At 63.2% G+C, this 21,628-nt stretch carries 17 protein-coding genes; 2 read left to right on the top strand and 15 right to left on the bottom strand.

Annotation, left to right across the window (positions count from 1 at the left end; genetic code table 11):
* Window positions 1–127 precede the first annotated feature (127 nt).
* A complete protein-coding gene (locus VF515_00930; GenBank protein ID HEX7406190.1) occupies window positions 128–1,219 on the top strand; it encodes a Fic family protein in 1,092 nt (363 codons plus the stop codon).
* On the opposite strand, the gene VF515_00925 is transcribed toward VF515_00930, so the two are convergent.
* The 7 genes from VF515_00925 to VF515_00895 all read right to left on the bottom strand — a co-directional run bounded on the left by VF515_00925 (window position 1,192) and on the right by VF515_00895 (window position 11,862).
* Complete coding sequence (locus VF515_00925; GenBank protein HEX7406189.1) at window positions 1,192–3,816, bottom strand: PEP/pyruvate-binding domain-containing protein; 2,625 nt, start codon at window positions 3,814–3,816, stop codon at window positions 1,192–1,194. The two genes, VF515_00930 and VF515_00925, sit on opposite strands and share 28 nt — an antisense overlap.
* Entirely contained in the window at window positions 3,813–5,048 is a 1,236-nt protein-coding gene (locus tag VF515_00920; protein ID HEX7406188.1) for a CoA transferase, read from the bottom strand. Before VF515_00920 ends, VF515_00925 begins: the two co-directional genes overlap by 4 nt.
* An 8-nt stretch (window positions 5,049–5,056) precedes the next feature.
* Window positions 5,057–6,274, bottom strand: coding sequence for a CoA transferase (locus tag VF515_00915; protein ID HEX7406187.1), 1,218 nt, complete (start codon window positions 6,272–6,274; stop codon window positions 5,057–5,059).
* Between the two features lie 120 nt (window positions 6,275–6,394).
* Window positions 6,395–8,101: an FAD-binding protein gene (locus VF515_00910; protein ID HEX7406186.1), complete on the bottom strand. Its 1,707-nt coding sequence runs from the start codon at window positions 8,099–8,101 to the stop codon at window positions 6,395–6,397.
* A gap of 58 nt (window positions 8,102–8,159) precedes the next feature.
* Window positions 8,160–9,245 (bottom strand): MaoC family dehydratase N-terminal domain-containing protein, encoded by a 1,086-nt coding sequence (locus VF515_00905; protein ID HEX7406185.1) that lies wholly within the window; start codon window positions 9,243–9,245, stop codon window positions 8,160–8,162.
* 61 nt (window positions 9,246–9,306) lie between these two features.
* Window positions 9,307–10,590: an acyl-CoA dehydrogenase family protein gene (locus VF515_00900; GenBank protein ID HEX7406184.1), complete on the bottom strand. Its 1,284-nt coding sequence runs from the start codon at window positions 10,588–10,590 to the stop codon at window positions 9,307–9,309.
* Between the two features lie 93 nt (window positions 10,591–10,683).
* The gene (locus VF515_00895) at window positions 10,684–11,862 is read right to left on the bottom strand and encodes an acyl-CoA dehydrogenase family protein (GenBank protein HEX7406183.1); all 1,179 of its coding nucleotides are present in this window, start codon (window positions 11,860–11,862) and stop codon (window positions 10,684–10,686) included.
* A gap of 243 nt (window positions 11,863–12,105) precedes the next feature.
* On the opposite strand from VF515_00895, the gene VF515_00890 reads away from it, so the two are divergent.
* Window positions 12,106–14,013, top strand: coding sequence for a propionyl-CoA synthetase (locus VF515_00890; GenBank protein HEX7406182.1), 1,908 nt, complete (start codon window positions 12,106–12,108; stop codon window positions 14,011–14,013).
* 49 nt (window positions 14,014–14,062) lie between these two features.
* On the opposite strand, the gene VF515_00885 is transcribed toward VF515_00890, so the two are convergent.
* From VF515_00885 to VF515_00850, 8 genes are all read right to left on the bottom strand, one after another.
* Window positions 14,063–14,302, bottom strand: a complete 240-nt coding sequence (locus VF515_00885) for a hypothetical protein (protein ID HEX7406181.1) — start codon at window positions 14,300–14,302, stop codon at window positions 14,063–14,065.
* Complete coding sequence (locus VF515_00880) at window positions 14,289–14,561, bottom strand: BrnT family toxin (protein ID HEX7406180.1); 273 nt, start codon at window positions 14,559–14,561, stop codon at window positions 14,289–14,291. The genes VF515_00885 and VF515_00880 overlap by 14 nt, the downstream gene beginning before the upstream one ends.
* Window positions 14,562–14,854: 293 nt before the next feature.
* Window positions 14,855–15,685, bottom strand: a complete 831-nt coding sequence (locus tag VF515_00875) for an enoyl-CoA hydratase/isomerase family protein (GenBank protein ID HEX7406179.1) — start codon at window positions 15,683–15,685, stop codon at window positions 14,855–14,857.
* Window positions 15,686–15,702: 17 nt separating this feature from the next.
* Window positions 15,703–16,881: a transporter gene (locus VF515_00870; protein HEX7406178.1), complete on the bottom strand. Its 1,179-nt coding sequence runs from the start codon at window positions 16,879–16,881 to the stop codon at window positions 15,703–15,705.
* Between the two features lie 32 nt (window positions 16,882–16,913).
* Window positions 16,914–17,336, bottom strand: coding sequence for an OB-fold domain-containing protein (locus VF515_00865; protein ID HEX7406177.1), 423 nt, complete (start codon window positions 17,334–17,336; stop codon window positions 16,914–16,916).
* 22 nt (window positions 17,337–17,358) lie between these two features.
* Window positions 17,359–18,339: an electron transfer flavoprotein subunit alpha/FixB family protein gene (locus VF515_00860; protein HEX7406176.1), complete on the bottom strand. Its 981-nt coding sequence runs from the start codon at window positions 18,337–18,339 to the stop codon at window positions 17,359–17,361.
* A 42-nt stretch (window positions 18,340–18,381) separates the two neighbouring features.
* Window positions 18,382–19,188, bottom strand: coding sequence for an electron transfer flavoprotein subunit beta/FixA family protein (locus VF515_00855; protein HEX7406175.1), 807 nt, complete (start codon window positions 19,186–19,188; stop codon window positions 18,382–18,384).
* Window positions 19,189–19,271: 83 nt separating this feature from the next.
* The gene (locus tag VF515_00850) at window positions 19,272–21,326 is read right to left on the bottom strand and encodes a (Fe-S)-binding protein (GenBank protein HEX7406174.1); all 2,055 of its coding nucleotides are present in this window, start codon (window positions 21,324–21,326) and stop codon (window positions 19,272–19,274) included.
* Window positions 21,327–21,628: the final 302 nt, after the last annotated feature.

The following is a 21,628-nucleotide window of genomic DNA, read 5'->3' as shown; positions in this document are numbered from 1 at the left end:
CTTTCGCCTCCTTGTGTGAGTGATACGCGACGGGTTCCGTTCGCGGCCGTCGCGACTCTAGAGTTCGTGCCTCGTGGGTGTCAAGCGTGAAGTGACAAAGCGGGCATAATCGGGTATCAGAGCAACAATGGATCAACGTCTCGACGCCAGACTACGGGAGATTCCACCCGGCGGGTTGCACGATCTGGTCACGAAAATATCCGCCATCGACGAGTTCAAGGGCTGGTGGGAAGGACGCGGTCTGTCGGATCCCTCGCTCTTGCGGCACCTGAAGAAACGGACGGTGGAGATCTCCGCCGCCGCCTCGTTGCGGATCGGTGGGAGCGACCGGCCGCACATGGAAGTGCGCGGACGATTGGGCAACGGAGTGCGGAATCGGGAGGTGCCCGACGCAGCACACCGAACGGGTTACGCCGAGTTGCTCCGGGCCATCTTCAACGATCACCGAGAGCTGTGCTTTGGGCAGGACCTCATCCTCCAGTTCCACGCCACACTTCTGAAGTACTCCCACGCGGGCCAAGCTCACCGCGGCAAGTACAAAATGACCTCCGACACGGCCCGATCGTACTTGTGCAGGAAGATGGAATCGCCCGCGCTCCGGTCTACCGATCCCGATCTCACCCCGCGGGCGATGACGGTGGCGACGGAGTGGGCACGCACCCGACTCGCGTCCACCAACTTCCACCCGCTGCTGGTCATCGCCGGCTTCGTCCTCGAGTTGCTCGCCATCCGACCATTCGTGAACGGCAACGGACGGGTGAGTCGCATCCTCACCAACTTCCTTCTCCTGCAGTACGGCTACACCTTCGTGCCATACGCGTCGTTGGAAAACGTCATCGCCGACCGCTGGCCGGAGTATTACTTGGCCCTGCGGCAAAGCCAGGCGCACGCCCACCTGCCCCGCCCCGACATCACACCCTGGCTAGCGGCGTTTCTCGACGCGATACGGATGCAGACAAGAGACTTGAGGGCGGCCATCGAGTGGCGGCCCGACGCCAGCCTGCTGTCGGAGAATCAGCTGGGCGTTCTCAACCTGCTCGAACGCAACGCCGAGGTAACCAACCGTCTCGTCTGTTCCGAACTGGACATTCCGAAGGACACGGCCAAGCAGGTGCTCAACCGTCTCCTGGCTCTCAACTTCGTACGGCGCGTGGGTTCCGGCAGGGCGGTCAGGTATCGGAAAGCGCCGCTTCAGGATGAGGGCGGCAAGGTCAAGTAGCACACCGCTTCCTGCGTCAGGCAATTCGCGTTGATGTACAGCGCCCGCCCTTCGGGCGCCGTCGGGAGATCAATCACGCGGACCACATCTGTCCAGCAAGCCTCGTCGGGGACGAGGTCGGCGAGCCGGTTTTTCTGCTGTTCGAAGAAACCCTCATTCAAACCGTTTCCCCTCGTCCCCGGGTAAACGGCAATGTAGAGCATGTTGGCTTCCACCAGGTCATTGAAGAAGTGCGTGCCCAGCGAAACGTCCGGCACGAGATTGATGCCCATCGTGACAATCTCGCACAGCACCGAGACGGTGTTGATCTCGGCAAACGACACCGGGACGCCCAGCGACGGCGTGCTGGTGCCCCACCGTCCGGGACCAAGGAGCATCATCGTCTTGGCTCGCGCCCCCTCGCCCTCGATGTGCGTCAGCCGGCCGATCATACGAGCGATGGAAAACCGCTCGCTGATTGACAGCGCCGCATACGCAGCGGGCACGACATAGATGAGGCGATTGAGGGCAACAAATGAACTCTGGCCGATGACCGTTCCCAGCGCTTCGAGGACAATGTCTTCCGGCTTCAGGCCTTCCGGCGGTGGGACGATCCTGCCGCCTTCCTTCACTTGAAGCGGCCGGCATTGCACGAGATTGATCCGGCAGCTCCCATCCGAAAGGAAGTTGGCGGTAAACTCGACATCGACGTGGTAATCATAGGCGCGGTGCAAGGCCCCGAGCATATCGCGCAGGTCTTGCACGAAGGGCGTCTTCGAGAGCAGTCTGTCGAACGTCAAGACCCATGGGGGCGGTGGCATGCGCCTGCCCGATGTGTCACTTCCGAGCGCGGCTTGGCGCGACGCGAACATCTCCACCGGCAACCCTGGGCTCGCGCTGAAGACCGCATCGCTGTGCAGGGATACGAAACGATTCGCCTCGAGGTCGATCACATCGACGCGGTGCTGCGCATAGTCCATCACTTCGTTGAAGCTACCTTCCGGCCGGCGCAGTGGTGCGTTCAGCGCAATCACTCTGGTGTAATCATCGTCGGATCGGTCGACGGCCCGGGTGCCAAGCCCGAAAACCAGGCGGAGCACGCCGGCTTCCGGATCGATCTGCTCGCTCCACACATACGGGTTGTACGACAACCCCACGCCGGCAATTTGCGGGTAGAAGAGCGCACCGTACACGGCGCCCGACACCCGTTGGACCAGGATCGCCATCTGTTCATCCGAGTCGAGCAGCCCGCGGTGCGCACGGTACAGCAACGCCTCCTGGCTCATCGTGCTGGCGTAGACGGTCAGCACGGCGGACACAAACGCCGACAGGCGCTCCTGCGGGGAACCCTGGTTCGGGCAGAAGACGCTCTCGTACTTGCCGGTGAAGGCGTTTCCGATACTGTCCTCCTGCAGGCTGCTGGAGCGAACGATGATCGGCGACTGGCCGAAGTACTCCAGCATGGCGATGAACTGCTCGCGGATGAATGGCGGAAACGTCCCGGCGCGGATCTGTTGCCGCGCCGCCTCGGCGCCGTCGAGAAACGACGTCCGACTCCGCTGCGTGCGCCGGATGGGCCAGCAGCCGTTGCGGACCAGGAACGTGTAGAAGACATCCGAGCCGATAAAGAACGAGTCGTGCGTCTCGAGCGTCTGGCGCCACCGGCGGCTCGTCTTGCACAGGATGGCGCGGGCCAGCAGCATCCCGACCGACTTGCCGCCGATGAGCCCGGTCCCGACCATCCGCTTCCGAATCGCGAGCAGGTCCGAAAGGTCGAGATATCTGCAGGCCAGAGGAATGAGGCGCTCGTCACGGGTCACCATCATGCGCAGGAGATGCTCGAAGATTTCCTGCGCGTCGGTCGGCGGACGCGTGCCGGTCGTCACGCCCTCCGAAATTTCGCGCGCCTGCATGAAGGTGCGGTCCCAGAGGTCGACGCTGCGGGAGGCGGAATCGACCCGCCGTTCCGTGATCTGCACCAGCATCTCGGAGAGCACCGCGCTCTCGGTCAGTGGCCGGAACACGCCGTCCTCCCACGCGTGCGGCAGATACATCGTTGGCGAGTGCCGCTTGTCCACCTTCAGCGGGTGCACGTAGAGCTTCTCGTTGTGCCGGAAGAGGTCGATGAGGATTTGGGTCGTGCCCCGGATCGCAGAGACCGCCTCGATCGAATTCCGATCCCGGAGGAGGGCGAAGTAGGTGACCGTCTCCAGGTCATACAGGTATGGGCAGGTGACCATGAAGAAGTTGCCGAGCATCAGGTCGCTGTACCAGTCCGCGGCAAGGTCCGACAGGCAGTCGAAGACGTAGAACGCGCCACGGCCGGCCTTTTCGATCGCCTTGTGGATTGCGGCGGTGAACGTTTCAAATCCGAGTTCAGGAGCCAGGCGGAGAATGTCAGCCCCCGTGCCGTCTGCGACGAGTTGCGCATGGCGGGCGAAGCGGAAGTACACCAGCTTGCGCCCCGTTCGTAGCGCGTTGGCGCAGAATGGGTCGACGAACCTGGCGTAATCCTCGATCGCATCGACCTGCCAGACGATGTTGTCGCCGGCCAGCACCCCTTGGATGACCTGATCCAGACTGGGCAACCCCGTGCTGAGCACGCCAAGGTTCGTCATTGTTCGTCAGCTGTCTCGATCGCTCCTGCTTCGATGCAGTTCTGTATCTCCTCCGGCGTCATACCGAGCACTTCGCCGAAGACGTACTCGTTGTCCTGCCCCATAGCTGCGCCCGCCCGACCGGTGTGGCCGGGGGTCCCGGTCAAGCCGAGCGGGATACCGGTGGCCATGACTTTTCCCTTCTTGACGTGTTCGATTTCTTCAAAGAACCCGCGTGCCGCCAGCTGGCGGTCGCGACGAACTTGGTCCTCGACGTTCTGCACCACGCCCGCGGCAATACCGGCCTCCTGCAACGCCGCCATCACCTCGTAGTCCGTACGGCTGGCGGTCCACTCCTCAATGAGCCTGTCGAGTTCCTCCGCATGCTTCAGTCGGGCAGACAGCGTGGCGAATCTCGGATCGGCGGTCCAATCGGGTCTGCTAACGACCCGGCAAAAGCACTCCCATTCCGCCTCGCTGCGGACGGTGATGACGCACCACCGGTCATCGCCCTGACAGCGGTAACAGCCATGGGGCGCCGCATGGAGGGAGCGGTTGCCACGCCGCTGTGGCTCCCGGCCGTTGGCGAGATACTCCATCATCACGTGACCGATCACCCCCACGGTGGCTTCGTACTGGGACAGGTTGATGTACTGCCCTTCCCCGGTTCTCAGGCGATAATCCAAGGCGCACATCACCGCGAACAAACCGTGGAGGGCGCCGACCGCATCGGGATAGGCATACTGCGTCACAGTACATCCGCGTTCCGGAAAGCCGGACAGCGTGCTCAGACCAGACAGCACCTCGACATTCGGCCCCCACGTAACGTAACGGGCGCCCGGTCCGCTGTCGCCGTAGCCGGTGGTACTGAGCATGACGATGTCGGGCTTCGCCTGCTTGAGTTGCGAATAGCCCAGCCCGAGCTTGTCGATGACGCCGGTGCTGTAGTTCTCCACCACCACGTCACACCTCGCCGCGATGCGCTTGGCCAGCTCGACCGCTTTCGGCTGCGTCAGGTCGAGCGCGATACAGCGTTTGCCGGCGTTCCAATCGGTGAGCCATGGCGACAGCTGGGATTGCATCGCCATCTCCGGTGCCCATGGCGGGATGTATTGGCGCGTGACGTCCGGGCGCTTCTTCGTCTCCACTCGGATGACCTCGGCGCCGCAGTAGGCCATGAATCTACCGATCCACGGGCCGGCCATGCCGTAGGCGAATTCGATGACTCTGATGCCGTCGAGGGCGTCCGCCATGCGCCAGCTCAGATGACTCCGCGTTCCACGAATCCACGCAGGGTCTGCTGGGCAAGCCCCAGCTCGCCACAATAAATCTCTTCGTTGTGCTCGCCGACTCGAGGAGCGGGGCGGCTGATGGCCCAGGGAGTTTCAGTATGCCGGTACGGCGCGCCCGGATAGCGCAAGCTGCCCATCTCCGGATGTTCTACCGCGAGAAAATAGTTCCGGGCAGCGAGGTGGGGATCCGCGACGACGGCGGCGGCGGTGTTCACCGGAGTGACGGCCAAGTGGCGTCGCTGCCCTTCGTGGTACATTTCGGCAACGGTGAACCGGGAGGTGAGCTCGGAGACATACACATCCAGGAGATCGCGATTCGGCTGGCGGTTCGCCGACGGTCCTTCGAACATGGGATCGAGCACGATCTCGTTGCCAGTGACTTCATGGATCCACTGTGCCAGGGCTTTCCAATGCAGCACCCGGTTGACTATGAGGTACACGAGTCCGTCCTTGCACGGGTAGGTCCCAGAGGGGGTGCAGGCGAGAAGGGCGGCACCCATGCGCCGGGGAATGAAGCGATCGTCGAGCCACCGGCCCACACCGCAGACGTGGCTCGCTGAAACGTTGGTCTCCTCCACCGAGATATCGACCTGCTGGCCCTTGCCGCTGACCGTACTGCGAAAGAGCGCAATCATGCTGCTCGCCGCGGCGCACGTCGACGCCATCATGTTTGCCTGCGCCCCGGCCAGGACCACGGGCGGGTCGTCCGCTTCGCCAGTGATGTACATCGTGCCAGCCAAGGCGTTGGCAACGAGGTCCGAGGATTTGAAGCTCTTGTACGGGCCGGTCTGACCGAAGCCGGTTATTGAGGTGAATACCAGGCCGGGATTCTGTTCCTGCAAGGTTCGATAGCCCAAGCCCAGACCGTCGAGGTATCCCGGCTCGAACGTTTCGATGATGATGTGCGCTGTCTGCGCCAGCTGCTTGAAAAGCACTTGGCCCTCGGGTCTGGTGATGTCCAAGGTCACGCCCCGCTTGCTGGTGTTCATGTAGAGGAAGAACAGGCTGTGATCCGGATGCGGCGTATCGTGCCAAAAGGGGGGGATGTCGCGTGTGGCATCGCCGCCGGGCGGCTCGATCTTGATGACATCGGCGCCCATGTCCGCCAGCAGCTTGCCGCAGTAGAGCCCCTTCTCGTCGGCAAGCTCGAGAACGCGCCGGCCCGACAGGGCGGCGGCAGGTGTCATTGCCCCGTAGGGGCAGCCCCCCGTGGCTGCCCTGTGATCCGATGCGCGAAAAAGGAAGGGCACCCACAGGGGAGTGCCCCTACCAGATTCGGACGCGTTGCGAACGCGGATTGCACGCCCTCAGCTCGGAACCGCATCACGGGCCGCAAGGTAGCCGAACGTCATCGCCGGGCCGATGGTTGATCCGGCACCCGGATAACTGTGGCCCATCACCGACGCCGAACAGTTGCCAACGGCATAGAGACCCGGAACCGCTTGTCCCGCTTCCGTGAGCACGTGAGCTTGCGCGTCGGTCTTCAACCCCCCTTTGGTGCCGAGCTCGCCAGGGTAGCTTTCGAAGCCGTAGAACGGCGGGGTCTCGATCGGCGCCAGACACGGGTTCGGTTTCACCTTCTCGTCTCCGTAGTAACGATCGAAGACGGTCTCTCCCCGGTGGAAATCGAGATCCGTTCCGGTGCGGGCGTACTGGTTGAGTTTCGCCACCGTGTCCTTCAGTCCGGCGGCATCCACGCCGAGCTGTGCCGCCAGACCTTCCACCGTATCGGCCTTCTTGAAGTAGTTCTTCAAAGCCTTTGGAAGAGCCCAGTCGGGCTGCTGCGATGCCTGCAGGACCGGGCCGATGGGATACTTCTTGCGGAAGTTCGCATCGAACACGATGTAAGCCGGGACGCACGGCGCCTCGGGCTTGTGGTTCTGATACATCGCATTGACGACGTCGATGTACGGTGCCGCCTCGTTCACGAAACGCTCGCCGCGCTTGTTGACGAGGATGCTCCCGGGCAACGATTTTTCGATCACCAGCATACGGGCATGCACTTCGCCCGGCACTGTCGTGGTCGGGCCCCACCACGCATCATCCATCAGATCGAGCGCCGCGCCGACCGACAGGCCAAGGTTGATGGCGTCACCGGTATTGTATTTGTTCGCACACGACCACTCGGCGCGAGTCGGTTTGGGTAGGTACTTCTCGCGCATGGCCTGGCTGGCCTCGAAACCACCCGCGGCCAAGACCACGCCCCGGTGGGCGCGAATACGCACGGTGCGCCCTTCGCGTTCGGCCGCCACACCAACGACCCGTCCGTTGTCGACGATCAGCTCGCGAGCCGCGGTGTTCAGCCACAAGGGCACGCCGCGATCCATGAGCGACCGCCGCAACATGCCGATGAGCCCGTTCCCCATGGTCAGGTTCCGGTCGCGCTTCGACTTGAAGCGCCACGGGATGTCCAGCCAGTAGTTGCCCATGAGTTTCATGGTGAGCTTGATCCAGCCCGGCGACCGGCACATGAGCGCGCGCGCCTCGAAGATATCCATGAACATCCGCCCCATGATCAAGCACTGGATGTGCTGCTCGCGCATCTTCAGGAACTCGTCACCCAGCTCGGCGGCATTGAAGTGTCTCGGCTCGATGCTGCGGCCGCCGGGTCGGCTGCCGGAGACGCGCGGATAGTAGTCGGCGTACTCGGGCAGCGCCACGAACTGCGCCCGCGAGTGCTCCATCAAATACTTGACCATTTGGGGGGCGTGCTCGAGGTAGGCCCGGAGGCGCTCCTCGGAGACGGCATTGCCCACCGTCCCCTTCATATACGTCCAGGCGTCCTCGGGCGTGTCCTTGATGCCGGCAGCTTCCATCAAGTGGTTGTTCGGCACCCACAAGCCGCCCCCTGACATCGCCGACGAGCCCCCGTATTGATCGCTCTTCTCGATGAGCAGGGGCGAGGCGCCGCGATCGTACGCGGTCAGCGCGGCGGTCATGGCGCCGGCCCCCGAGCCGACGATCAGGAGGTCAACCGTGTGATCCCAGCTTGTCGTGACTGTTCCAGTGCTCATTGTTCGCCCCCTTCCTGCGACGCGTGATTCGGTACCGCGGCTTTACGTGGTGATCCCCCTACTTCGCGTTGCTGCGACTAGGCAAAGCCAACGTGGCGCTGCACGGGGTGACCGGCCCATCCTGGGTCGCCATCACGACGTCAAGATCGACTCGATGCTCACCGTCGGTGATGTGCTTCTTGGTCACCTTCCCGGTGATGACCATGTCGTCACCGGCGCAAATGTTGCCGCGCATGGCCAGATTCATGCGCCGCACGGTGCTCTTCGGGCCGGCCCAATCGGTCAGGAAGCGGCTAATCATCCCCATGTTGAACGGCGTGTTGACGAAGATGTCTTTGGTCTTCGACCGCTGTTGGGCATACTCGCGGTTGGAGTGCTGCGGCGAAAAGTCGCGGGTCGCCGACGCCAGATAGACGCAGCGGGTGAAGGTGATGGGCATGTGAAGTGTCGGCAGCTCCTCACCCTCCTGCACGTCCTCCCAGAGCCGCTCGGGGAACGCTGGGGGACGGTACCCCGTCTTCTCGCCCTGGATGACTTCCTCGACCGCGGGGCTCCAGCCGCCCTTCGAGCTGCCGGCGACCGGCGGCGCGCCTTCCTGCCGGCCGTAGCCGAACGCCGTCATGCGCTCGCGCACGATCAGCTCGCCCTTCTGATTGCGGTACAGCCGGTCCATGACCCAGAAGTGCCCCTCACCGACGCGGGCCTTCTTCCACGGCGAAACCGACACCAGCCGCTGGCTGACCGAGACGCGATCGCCCACCTGCAATGGCGCGTGGTTCTCCATCTCGATCTGCGTGATGATGCCCACCGGCAGGTTCAGTGCGTCTTTGACGTCGTAGTGAATGTGCCGTACCGGCTCGCGTTCCCCGGGAGGCCACGGCCAGCGGAAGTGCATGGCGAACGTCGTCATCACCGAGCCGGGCGGCGCCACCACGTTGCGAAACCCCCGCGATTTGGCGTAGGCGGCATCGAGGTAGAGCGGGTTGCCGTCCTCCAGCGCTTCGCACCAATGACGGATGAGGTACTCGTTCACCTCGAGCGGCGCCGGTTCGGGTTGCGATTCCTTCGCCAGTTCGCGCAGCTGCTGCTTGGCGTCGTCAGAGAGATACTCGGGAATGTATTCTAATGCGGTCGTTTCGGCCATCGCCGTCCTCACCTACTACCTTTCATTCTTCCCGCACGACCGGCCCGCGTTGCCGACAGGCTCACTGCGCCCCGGCGAAGGTCTTGCACCGGCCACGCTGATTCGCATGCTCGGCCAGGTCCTTCGCCAGTTCCTTGCGCGAACGGACGCCACGCGGGTTCGGGGGCGGCGGGGTCGGGAAGGTCTTGCGCCCATCCTGCGACAAGCGTACCGGCCGTCCCGCATCCAGCACATCGCTGGCGATGAGCTCTTCCAGATAACGCGAGTCCCACCAGGTCATGTGCAGCTGCTTGGCGCGGCGGAAGTAGAGCTGGATGTCGCACTCGAGCGTGAAGCCCATGCCGCCGTACACCTGCTGCGCCATCGCGGTGACGTCACGGAACGTCTGACACGCGAACAATTTCGCCATCGGCGCCAGCCGACTGACGAGCTGCCCCACGGCCCGCGCACAGGCCGCCTCATAGGCAAGCGTCGTTCCCCCGTCGACCGCCGCCGACGCATCGGCCAGGTAGTGAGCGATAGCCTGAAACGCCCCGAGCGGTTTATTGAACTGCTCGCGCTCCTTGGCGTACTGCACGGTCATCTCGAGCGCACGTTGCGCCCCGCCGATGGCCTGCGCCGCCAGCAGGATGATGCCGTCGCGCATCACCGCGTCCCAGGTCGACCACCCCGAGGCGGCCCTACCGACCCGCTCGGCGGCCGGCACGCGCACGTCTTTGAACTGTACCTTGTACTGGGTGTCGGCAGCCAGGCTGTACTGCTGCGTCAGCTCGACCCCCGGCGCCTTGAGGTCGACCAGCAACAGGTCGATGTCTTGCTCTCCGTCACCAGTGCGGACCAACACCAGCAGGCGCGTGGCCGCGGCGGCAAACGCCACGTGCTGCTTCGTACCGTTCAGACGGTACTGGCCGCCCTCGAGGACGGCCCTGAGCTGGATCCCTCGCGGACCAAACCCGCCTTTCGGTTCCAGCCACGCCGGCGTGAAGATCGCTTCACCCGAAGCGATCTTCGGCAACCACGCCCGTTTCTGGGCCTCACTCCCGGCACGCACCAGCGCCGTTCCACTCATCACCGCGCTGACGAAGTGAGGCGTCGGCGCTAGCGAGCGGCCCAACTCTTCATACAGGATGGCGCCTTCGACGCTCGATTGGCCGGCGCCGCCATACTCTTCCGGCAGCATGAGTCCGATGAGGCCGAGATCGGCCATCTGTTGCCACAGCGGCTGGGGAAATCCGCTCGGGTCGTCTTCCATTGCGCGCACGACGGCCAGCGGCGCACGGTCGTTCCACAACCTCTGCACCGTCTCCCGCAGCATGTCCTGTTCCTGGCTGAACTCCAACTCCATCGAGGCTGACTCCTCCGTCCTCGCACTAATGTTTTCTCGTTCCCGGGCGTCGCCATGAGGACAGCCACTCGCGCCCGGGGGTGTCCTGGGCGCCTAAAAGTTCGGTGGCAATCCCAACTTGCGCCGGGCGATGATGTTCTTCTGCACCTCCGACGTCCCCCCGCCTATGGTGTCGATCACGGTATAGCGGTACGTCAGCTCGGCCCGTCCGCGCATCGGCGCCTCCGCCGTGTGCGCCCGCAGCTGCCCACCAGGCGCTCCGATATCCAAGGCCGCATTGGCGATACGCTTGGACAGCTCGGTCGAGTACAGCTTGTACTGCGACGCCTCCGCCGTCGGTGCGGCGCCGCCCTTCATGGATTTGGCCACGAACCGCAGCCCGAGCACGCGCGCCACCTCCGTCTGCGCCACCAGTTGGGCGATGCGCTGGCGGATCACCGGATCGGCGCGCAACGGCTGGCCATCACGATCCTCGGTCGCTACATAGCTGCACAGCTCCTCCATCCGTTGTTCGATCGGGGAGAACGTAAACATGGTGAAGCGCTCCAGGTCGAGCGCCTCGGAGATGTATTGGAATCCCTTGTTCAACTCACCGACCCGGTACTCGTCGCCGACAGGGACGTTGTCGAAGTACACCGAGTTGGTGATCTCATCGCCGATGGTGGGCATCGGCTGCACGGTCAAGCCCGGGGTGTCCATGGGCAACAGGAACAACGTGATGCCGCGGTGTTTGTTGCTGGGATCCGTCCGCGCACCCAGCCAGTACCAATCGGCAAAGTGGGCTGAGGTCGTGAAGATCTTCTGGCCGTTCAGCCGCCACCCATCGCCTTCGCGCGTGGCCTTCAGCGCCATCGCCGCCGCGTCCGAGCCGGCTTCGGGTTCGCTGTAACCAATGGCAAACTGGACTTCGTTGCGCATGATCTTCGGCAGGAACTCGCGCTTCAGCTTCTCGCTACCGTGTCGGATGATCGTCTTGCCGACGATACCGACCCCCTTGCCGATCTGGGGTGCGCCGCGGCGTGCCAGGCACTCGTTCAAAAGAAATTCGTAGATGCCTTCCTTCTCACTGCCCCCGTATTCCTTTGGCCAACCCAAGCCGAACCACCCGTGTTCCGCACACTTGGTGATGAAGTCCCTGCGAGCGGGCGTATCGACGAGCTGCGCCATGTTCTCGCGCGTGACATCCATGATCTCTGGCGTGTCGTATTGGTCGAGGAACTTCTCGACCTCTTGAACGAACGCCTTTTCTTCGTCGGAGAACTCGAAATTCACGATCTGATCCTCCCTTTAACGATGCCGGAGGTCCGATCAACCTCCGCCCTGCCGAACACTACCTCAAGGGTCTTCGGCAAACAAACGTTTGGTTTGTACGCGTCCGATCCGATTCAGAGTATGAGGAGGGCGCAGACGAATGAATGATCTTCGTCAAGCGCGATGCTCAAGGAGTTTGCCACCATTGAGTGCCTTGCCACACCCACACTCCTCTGACATGGTCAGGAATCGGAATCGCGCGACATGGGCAAGTTCGACGACTTGCATCGGCGCAGCCTGGAGGATCCGGAAGGATTCTGGGGTGAGGCGGCCGAGGCTATCCATTGGTATCGGCGCCCCGAGCGGGTGCTCGACGATTCCAATCCGCCCTTTTACCGCTGGTTCCGCGGCGGAGAGCTGAATACCTGCTTCAACGCGCTCGACCGCTGGGTGGATGGCGGCGACGGCATCGATCGGGTGCGCGCCGACCAGCTCGCACTCATCTACGACAGCCCGGTCACCGACACGATCGCACGCTACACCTATCGTGAGTTGCGAGACGTTGTCGCGGTTTTCGCCGGCGCGATGCAACGCCTCGGGGTCACGGCGGGAGACCGAGTGGTCATCTACATGCCGATGGTACCCGAAGCCGTGATCGCCATGCTCGCCTGTGCCCGCATCGGCGCCATCCACTCGGTGGTGTTTGGCGGCTTTGCGCCGCACGAGCTGGCCATCCGTATTGACAATGCCAAGCCCAAGGTGATCGTGTCCGCATCCTGCGGCATCGAGGTGAAGCGCGTCATCGAGTACAAGCCGCTGCTCGACCGCGCCATCGAAATGGCGGCGCACAAACCCGAGCGCTGCATCATCCTGCAGCGGCCGATGGCGCCGGCTGCGCTCGTTGGCAGCCGGGATCTCGACTGGCACCAGGCGATGGCGAGTGCGCCACCGGCCGCGTGCGTCCCCGTTGCAGCCACCGATCCGCTCTACATCCTCTACACGTCGGGGACCACGGGCCGTCCCAAGGGCGTCGTCCGCGACAACGGCGGCCACGCGGTGGCGCTGCGCTGGAGCATGCCCAACGTGTACGGCGTAAAGCCGGGTGAGGTGTACTGGGCGGCGTCGGATGTCGGCTGGGTGGTAGGGCATTCCTACATCGTGTACGCGCCGCTGCTCAGCGGATGCACAACGATTGTCTACGAAGGCAAACCAGTTGGGACGCCTGACCCAGGCGCGTTCTGGCGGGTAATCGCCGAGCACGATGTCGCCGTGCTGTTCACCGCCCCAACCGCGTTCCGTGCCCTCAAGAAGGAGGATCCGGCGGGCGAGCACTGCCGTCGTCACGACCTGAAGGTGTTCCGCACCCTTTTCCTCGCCGGTGAACGCACCGATCCCGACACCTACCACTGGGCGCGCAACCTGTTGGGCCGGCCGGTGATCGACCACTGGTGGCAAACGGAGACCGGCTGGGCAATCGCCGCGAACTGTCTGGGTATCGAAGCGTTGCCGGTGAAACCAGGGTCGCCGACAAAACCCGTCCCGGGCTATCGCGTCGAGATCCTCGGGCTCGACGGCCGCCCGTTACCCGCGGGCAAAGAGGGCGCCATCGCGATCAAGCTGCCGCTGCCGCCGGGCACGCTACCCACCCTGTGGAATGACGACGAGCGTTTCGTGTCATCGTACCTCAGGCAGTATCCGGGCTACTACGTCACTGGCGACGGCGGGTATTTCGACGAGGACGGCTATCTCAGTGTCATGGGCCGGATCGACGATGTGATCAATGTCGCGGGGCATCGGCTGTCGACCGGAGCCATGGAGGAGATCATTGCCACGCACCCCGCGGTGGCGGAGTGTGCCGTGATCGGTGCCGCGGACGAGTTGAAAGGCCAGGTGCCGGTCGGCTTCGTTGTCCTCAAGGCCGGGGTGGAGCGCGACCCGGCGTCGATTGAGGCCGACGTGGTCCGAATGATTCGCGAGCAGATCGGCGCGGTGGCGTCGTTCAAGCGGGCCTACGTCGTTGCTCGTCTTCCGAAGACACGCTCCGGGAAGATCCTGCGCGGCACGATGCGATCCATCGCCGATGGCAAGCACGTCGAGGTCCCTTCAACGATCGATGACCCCGCCGCTCTCGACGAGATCAGAGGAAAGCTGCACCGTCCTGGCTCGAAGTAACACGCCGCGTCTGAGCTCAGACGCCACCCAAGGTGTACTCGGGGCGCAGCTAAAGATCGCCCCTTGGCACGCGGAGCTTGGGCTTCTTGTCTTGCGTCACTCTGATCAGAAAGCGCAGCGCTTCATTCACTGCTTCCGCGCTAGGAAACACCGCCGCCACATCGGGTTCTATGCGGATGACCGAACCGGCGAAACTCTTCCGGCCGGGACCAAGCCTGCGCACCCGCAGGTTTCTAAGGTCATACTCTGGCCGCAAGTCGTCGGCCGCAACTGCTCTACCCTTCTTCATAGGCGCTTCTCTCTGATGGGGTAACATCCCTGGCACTGATCAATCGGGTGACCTCTCCTCTTTCGGAGTACGATACGATCAATAGACGCCCCTGCCGCGACTCGCCAACCACCAGAAAGCGATGCTCATCGTGAGAATGATCTGGGTCATGGAAGTCGACATACAGCGGATCTTGAAAAACCGTTTTTGCTTCATCAAATGAAACCTTGTGATTTGCGAGATTGGCTTCTGCTTTGCCCGCATCCCACTCGAATTTCATCGCAAAGGCATCGCATCACATATCCATGTACGCGGCAAGCCTTCCATTTGATCATCGCACCACAATTGACACTCCCGCTCCCGCCGGAGATGAGCCGGGTCATCCTGGCCCCAGAGGCCGATGCCGACCTCTGAAAGATTGCCCGCTACATCGCCCGCCGAAATCTGCCCCCCGCCTACCGGCTCGTCGACATGAATCACCCGTTGGCGGGCAAGACGCTGGTTTTTGACGTGAAGGTGCTTGCGGTCGAGTAACGGCTACGCGCTCTGCGAGAGCTGCATCGAGGAACGGGATCAATACCCTTTGAAAACGGGCTTGCGCTTCTCGAGTAAGGCTTTCGTGCCCTCACGAGCGTCCTGCGTGCAAGCAGACATGGTAGCCGCGACCGCCTCGTAATCCAGGATTTCGTCGAGAGTTGCAGTCAGCGACTTGTGGATGCAGCGGCGGGCGATGTCGATCGCGGCGCTCGGCCCCTTGGCCAGCTCCTTGGCGTATTGCAGAGCCGTCGGCAGGGCCTGCCCCTCCTCGACCAGCTCGTCGATGAGCCCGAACTTGTACGCCTCTTCAGCGCCAAGGATCTTGCCCGTCTCCACGATCATGAGGGCGGTCGACAGGTTGGTGACGCGCGGCAGGAAGTAGGTGATGCCGCAATCCGGGCTGAAGCCGAGCCGGACCATGGCGGCGCACAGGCGCGCCTTCTTGTCGGCAATCCTGCGGTCGCACGCCAGCGCGTACGCAAACCCCGCGCCCATTGCCGGCCCGGCAATCGCCGCGATCACGGGTTTCTCCACTTCGACGATCATCCGGGTGAACTCAGCGAATGGCCCCGCCGGCGTTTTTCTCTGATACCGAGGCATCGGCCGGCTTCCATCATCTGCCAAGCCGGGAAGAGGACGGTCCCCGGTGCCGCTCACGAACTCGGCATCGCCTCCGGCACAGAAACCCCGGCCGGCGCCCGTCAGCACGATGGTGCGGACCTCGTCGCGAAAGCGCAGCTCGCGGAACAGATCGACGAGACTCGAAGCCATGTCCCAGGTCACGGCGTTGAGCTTTTCCGGTCGATTCAGGGTGACGATGCCGACGCCCTCGTCGACCTCGAAGAGCACGTGCGGATTTGACGTCATACACAACCTCCTAGCTGCTAGCGCTTCAGGATGACGGCAGTGGCGTTGGAGCCGAGACCCAGCGTCTGTCCCAGACCGACCTTCGCGTTCGGCACCTGGCGGGCTCCCGCCTGGCCGCGGAGCTGCCCGGTGAGTTCGCACACCTGCCACACGCCCATCGCCGTCGTGGCCTCGCCGAAGCACAGGAATCCACCGCTCGGATTGATCGGCAGTTTGCCGGTGGGCACGGTGTGGCCTTGCTCCACCAGTTTATCCGCCTCACCCGGCTGGCAGAATCCCCATTCCTCGGGAAAGGCGAGCTCGTAGTACACCGTATTGTCTTGCAGCTCGATGAGACTGACGTCGCGCGGCCCGATGCCAGCCTGACTGAACGCTTTCTTCACCGCGGTGGTTGCTTCACTGTGCTCCGTGCGACCCGGGGGGATCACCGTGGCAAGGCCGCGGGGAATCCCGTCATTGAACTTGGCCGTAGCCACCGTGCTCGACGCCACCCAGACGGGCTTCGTCGTATGCTTGCGGGCAACGTCGGCCGAACACAGCACCACCGCGGCGGCACCGTCGCTGACCGGACAGATCTCGTACAGTCGGAGCGGCCAGCTCACGACGCGCGACTTGAGCACATCCTCGACGGTGAACAGCTGGCGGAAGCGGGCGTTGGGATTGTGTTGCCCCGCTTGGTGCGCCTTTACGACAACCTTCGCCAGTTGCTCCTCGGTCGTTCCGTACTCCGCCATCCGCCGCAAGCACAGCATTCCCCAGAACGCCGGTCCCGGCATCCCCACACAAACTTGGCGCAGGTACTCGGGGTCCGTTTCTTCCTGAAGGCCCGACATCTGAATGAAGCCCTTGGGCATTTTCTCGCCACCGACGACAAGCACCATGTCGTACAGGCCGCCGGCCACCAGGCTGTAGCCGACGTTGAAGGCGTTGCCGCCGGCAGCGCAGCCGGCCGACAGGTTATAGACGGGGGCGCCGGTCGGCCCCATGTCCTCAATGACGTCGTTGCCATTCAAGCCCCAACCCTTGCCGCCAGAAAACCGCGAGCTGGCAGCCGAGATGGCTTCGATCTCGCGCCACTGCACACCGGCATCCGTGAGGGCCACCGTGACGGCCTGGCGGCACAGCTGAGTCACCGACTTGTCTTCGAATTTTCCCCAGGGGTGCATGCCCACCCCGAGAACCGCAACGTCTCTCATCTTACGTACTCCCCGTCTTCAGCGCCCCCGGCTCAGACCGGGCGGAACTTCCAGGTGACCACTTCGTTCCCGTCCTTGTCACCGCACAGCCGTTCGACGGCCAGCTCGACATCCATCCCGATCTTGACCTTCTTGAGGTCATCGATGCTGATGCGTCCGAGCACCCGCAACCCCTCAGGCAAGTCCACCACGCCGATCGCGAACGGGGCGAAGGGTTCGTCATACTTCACCGGCGCCGGCGGAGCGTAGTACTGCACGGCGAAGCTCCACAGCTTGCCTCGCGGACCGAATTGCGCGTCCTCGATCCGCTGCTCATTGCATTCGGGGTTATGGCAAACGGGAGTTTTGGGGAAATAGGGAACGCCGCACGCGGCACACTTCGAGCCCAGCAAACGCGCCCCTTGCGCGGTCTCAGCAAACAGACCCTGAATTACAGGTACACGATTCGTCGTCATGCAATAAGCCCTTTCAACTCACTCATTGTGCTTTCACGGCCCGAATCAGCTCTGGGAGGATCTCCAAACAGTCGCCCACGATACCATAGCGCGCGTACCGAAACACCGCGGCGTCGGGGTCCTTGTTGACGGCCACGATCGTCTTCGCCGCCGAGCAGCCGACCATGTGCTGGCTGGCACCCGAGATGCCCGCCCCAATGTAGAGCACCGGCCGTGTGATCTTCCCGGTGAGCCCCACCTGCCGCGACGAGTCGACCCAGCCGTTTTCCACGACCGGACGCGATGCAGCGGCCATCCCTCCGAGCGTCCGGGCGAGATCCTCGATCAAGTGGTAGTTTTCCTTCTGCCCGAGTCCCATCCCACCGGCAACGATGATCTGCGCCTCCTCCAGACGCGGGCCTTCAAAGTGCGCCTTCTGGATGACGCGCACTCGTTCCGCGACTGCGCCGAGGTCGACCGATACCTGCCGCACGGCCGGCGCCGACGCGCCCCCTTCCGGGGCCTCCGCGAGCAGCATGTCCGCCAGGACGCCGACCACACAGGACTCGGCGCCCGTCACCTCGTAGACCACACGGGTGTCCCCGCCGTACGCCGAGGCGGTCACCTTAACCGCACTGCCCTCGACCTCCAGCTTGAGCGCGTTCATCACTATCCCGGCGCCGGCCCGTGCCGCCAGGCGCGGCGCCACGAGGCGAGCATTGAACGTCTGCGGGATGACCATCAGCTTCGGCGCGTGCTGCTTGCTGTACTGGGCCAGTGCTTCCACACAGACGTCGGGCTGGAAGTCGGCGAGTTTCGCGTCCTCGATCCGGTCCAGGTGGGCGACCCCGTACTTCCCGGCGATCTCGAGCGCCCGATCCGGCGCCGGACCGGCAACCAACCAGTTCAACTCGAGGCCCGCAGAGGCGGCGAGCTTGCGGGCCAGGGTCAGCGTTTCTTCCGCACCCGCAGGTACGCCCGCACGGCCTCGTTCCCATGTGCATACAACAACCGAGTTCGACACGTTTCCCTCCGAATTCTCCCTCACGAGACGTTCTCTCGGAACTTACTCGATGGTCCGATCCGCGCGCAGGCGCCTGACCAGCTCCCGTGCCGCCGCCGCCGGCGAGTCGCCCTGGATGAACTCGCAGTGACCGATGATGGCTTCGACGAACTGGCGGGTCATCGTCACTCTCGGCCGAGCCCCGCTCTCACCCAGATCGAGGCCGGCCGGCGTGACTTGCTGAGGCTTGACCTTGCGCGCCTTCATCGTCCGGATGCCGGTCGGATACCGCGGCTCACCGAACTCGTTGCTGATCGTGATCACCGCGGGGCAAGAAACCTCCACGATCTCGTCGCCGTCAGGCGTCACCCGCGTCACCCGCACCGTCGATCCGTCTACCATCTCCACCGCCCGCGCGATGGTCACGATCGGCAGCCCCAGCATCTCGCCCAGCAACGCCGGCACGACCCCCTGGTCTCCGTCCGAGGCCTGACGCCCGCACAGCACCAGATCCGCCCCGCCGAGCGACTTCACGAACCCGGCGAGCAGCGAGGCCGTCGCGTAGCCGTCCACGGTCCCCGTGTCGACGGGGATGGTTGCGACCTCGTCCGCCCCCATCGCGACAGCGTGCTGGAGGATCTTGGTCGGGTCGGTGCCAACCGAGACCACGTGGATCTTACAGTCGACCCCGGCGTCCCGTAGTCGCAGGGCACACTCGATAGCCTGCTCGTCGTAGCCGTTCATCAGCCGTGGGATCGACGTCTGGGTCAGGGTCTTCCCGTCCTGCCCGATCTCCAGCTTCCCGATCAGGACGTAGTTGTCCACCGCGTCCGGGTCGAGGACTTCCTTGGCGCAGATGACAATTCTCATTTGCCGCTCTCTCCTTGCTCCTGGGCTCGGTTGTCGATGCGATAGACGTTTCCCGACTCACACCAGGCTGAATCCCACTTGGCTCACGCTGCCAAGGCTTCCGCAACCAGCTCGGCGATGTCCGCCGCCCGCACCGTTCTTCCCGGATCCCTGGTGCGAATCGCATCCTCGAACATCTGCATACAGAACGGGCACGAGACGGCCGCCGTCCTGGCGCCACAGCCCTTCACTTCCTCGAAGCGCAGGTGATTAATGCGCGACTCGAGCTTGTCGTCCATCCAGGCGTACCCGCCCCCCGCTCCGCAACAGAGCGCCCTCGAACGATTACGGGGCATCTCCTGGATGCCACTCCTCGAAACCGACGCGATCACGTCACGCGGCGCATCGTAGATTCCATTATGGCGCCCCAGGTAACAGGGATCGTGATAGGTCACCGAATCCACGTCCTTCCTCAGCCTCAGTCTGCCACTCCGGATCAATTGTTGAATGAACTCGGCGTGGTGAACGACTTCGTACTTCCCACCGAATTCAGGGTACTCGTTGGCCAAGGTATTGAAACAGTGTGGGCACGTCGTAATGATCTGCTGGATCTCGTATCGATCGAAGAGTTCGATGTTGGCCTTGGCGCACATCTGAAAGGTCAGCTCGCCGCCAACACGCCTGGCGGGATCTCCGGTGCAGGACTCTTCCGCACCCAGCACGGCGAAATCGACCCCCGCGGCCTGCAAAACCTTCACGAAGGCGCGAGTCACTTGGATATTGCGATCGACCAGCGCGCCCGCACAGCCTACCCAGAAGAGATACTCCGCCGTATCCCCTCGGCCGTAGACTTTGATGTCGAGGTCCTGAAACCACTCTTCCCGATCATGCGAAGCGCCGGCGAACGGATGCGCGCGATCATCCATGTTCTTCAGGAACATCTGCGCTTCTTCACTCATCCTGGATTCGGTCATCACGAGGTGGCGACGCATGTCGACGATCTTGGGAACATGTTCGATATACATCGGACACTCTTGCTGACAGGCCCCACAGGTGCGGCACCCCCACAGCTCATCTTCCAGCACCGCCGGCCGTAACGGGCCGTCGACGGCTTCACCGAAGAGCGGCGCGTCTTCAACGTCGGACGCCGCGCCGTTCCCCGCCCGTGCCGCCAAGAGCGACGGACCGACCGCAGTCAAGTGATCGCGCATGTTCAGAATGAGCGTTCGTGGATTCAGCTTGGAGCCACCCAGGGTGGCCGGACAGACCGACTCGCAACGGCCGCAATTCACGCAGGCATCCAGATCGAGCAGGCTCTTCCAGGAATATTGCTGAATCGCCTTGGTTCCGAGGACGGGCTCCTCCTCGGCCTCCAGCATCGCTTCGATATCCGGATACGGAAGTGCGAGGCCTCGATTCAGATTGCGGAAGAAGATGTTCAAGGCGCCGTACACGATGTGGTTGAGCTTCCCGGAGGAGAGGTACCCGATGAAAACGAATGCCGTTGTGGCGTGAAACCACCAACTGACTCGGTGAATGAACCGTAAGGTTGGCTCGCTCAGACCCTGAAGGAGGAGCGCGACCAGGTAGCCGCCGGGAGACCAGTGGGCCAAAGCGGGATTCTGGTGCAATTCCGTCGCGGCAATTCGCAGGCCTTCCGTCGCAAAGCCTTGCAGGAAGAGCAGCAGTAGGAGACCAAGGGCAATGCCATCCTCCGTTAAGGACACGACATGTTTCGGGCGCATGACCGTGCGCCGCGCAATCGCCATTGCCAATCCGACAATCGCAAGCAGGCCGAAGGTATCGCTGAGCAATGAAAACCAGCGATATGTCGCCCCCTGAAGAAACTGAATTCCGGTCCAATCTTGTATGCCCACCAGTGAGGTGGCGACCACCTCCGCCATAAACCCGTAGAAGATGAGGGTGTGCATCAACCCGGGATAGGGACGACGCAGCTGGCGGCGCTGCCCGAAAACCTCGATCAAGAGGCCCATAAGCCGCTCGGGAATGCGATCACGGCGAGCCTCACCACCCCCCAGGCACCAGAGGCGATAGCGGCGATACACGCCGTGGGCAAAAACAGTCGCGGCAACGGCGAACAGAAGGTAGATCAGCGCTCCGCCGACGATGTTCCAATAGATCTCGCGCGTCTCACCCATTGCTATTCATCCGAATGATGCCCTAAAGAAACGGTTGTTCGTGTTAGCCTGGCCGCCTCCGTGGAGGTATGCGATCGATAGCGACGAAATTATGATCTTCCTCATGCATCCCGGCGTCTTTCTTCAGTAGGCGTAGCACGTGGCTAATTCCGGGAGCAAGCTCGGCCGCTATTCGGCGCGAGCCGGAAGCGGCCTACTCCGCCTCTTCGGTGAAAAACACGGAACCGCTCCCGCGCAGCTGGTTCTTGAGGATCTTGCCCGACGGATTGCGGGGCAGCGGCTGGTCCGTGATCTCAACGATC

The organism is Candidatus Binatia bacterium (assembly GCA_036382395.1).
Taxonomy (GTDB): Bacteria; Desulfobacterota; Binatia; order HRBIN30; family HRBIN30; genus JAGDMS01.
The sequence above is the reverse complement of the archived record's forward strand: the minus strand, read 5'-3'. Positions and strand labels throughout refer to the sequence as shown.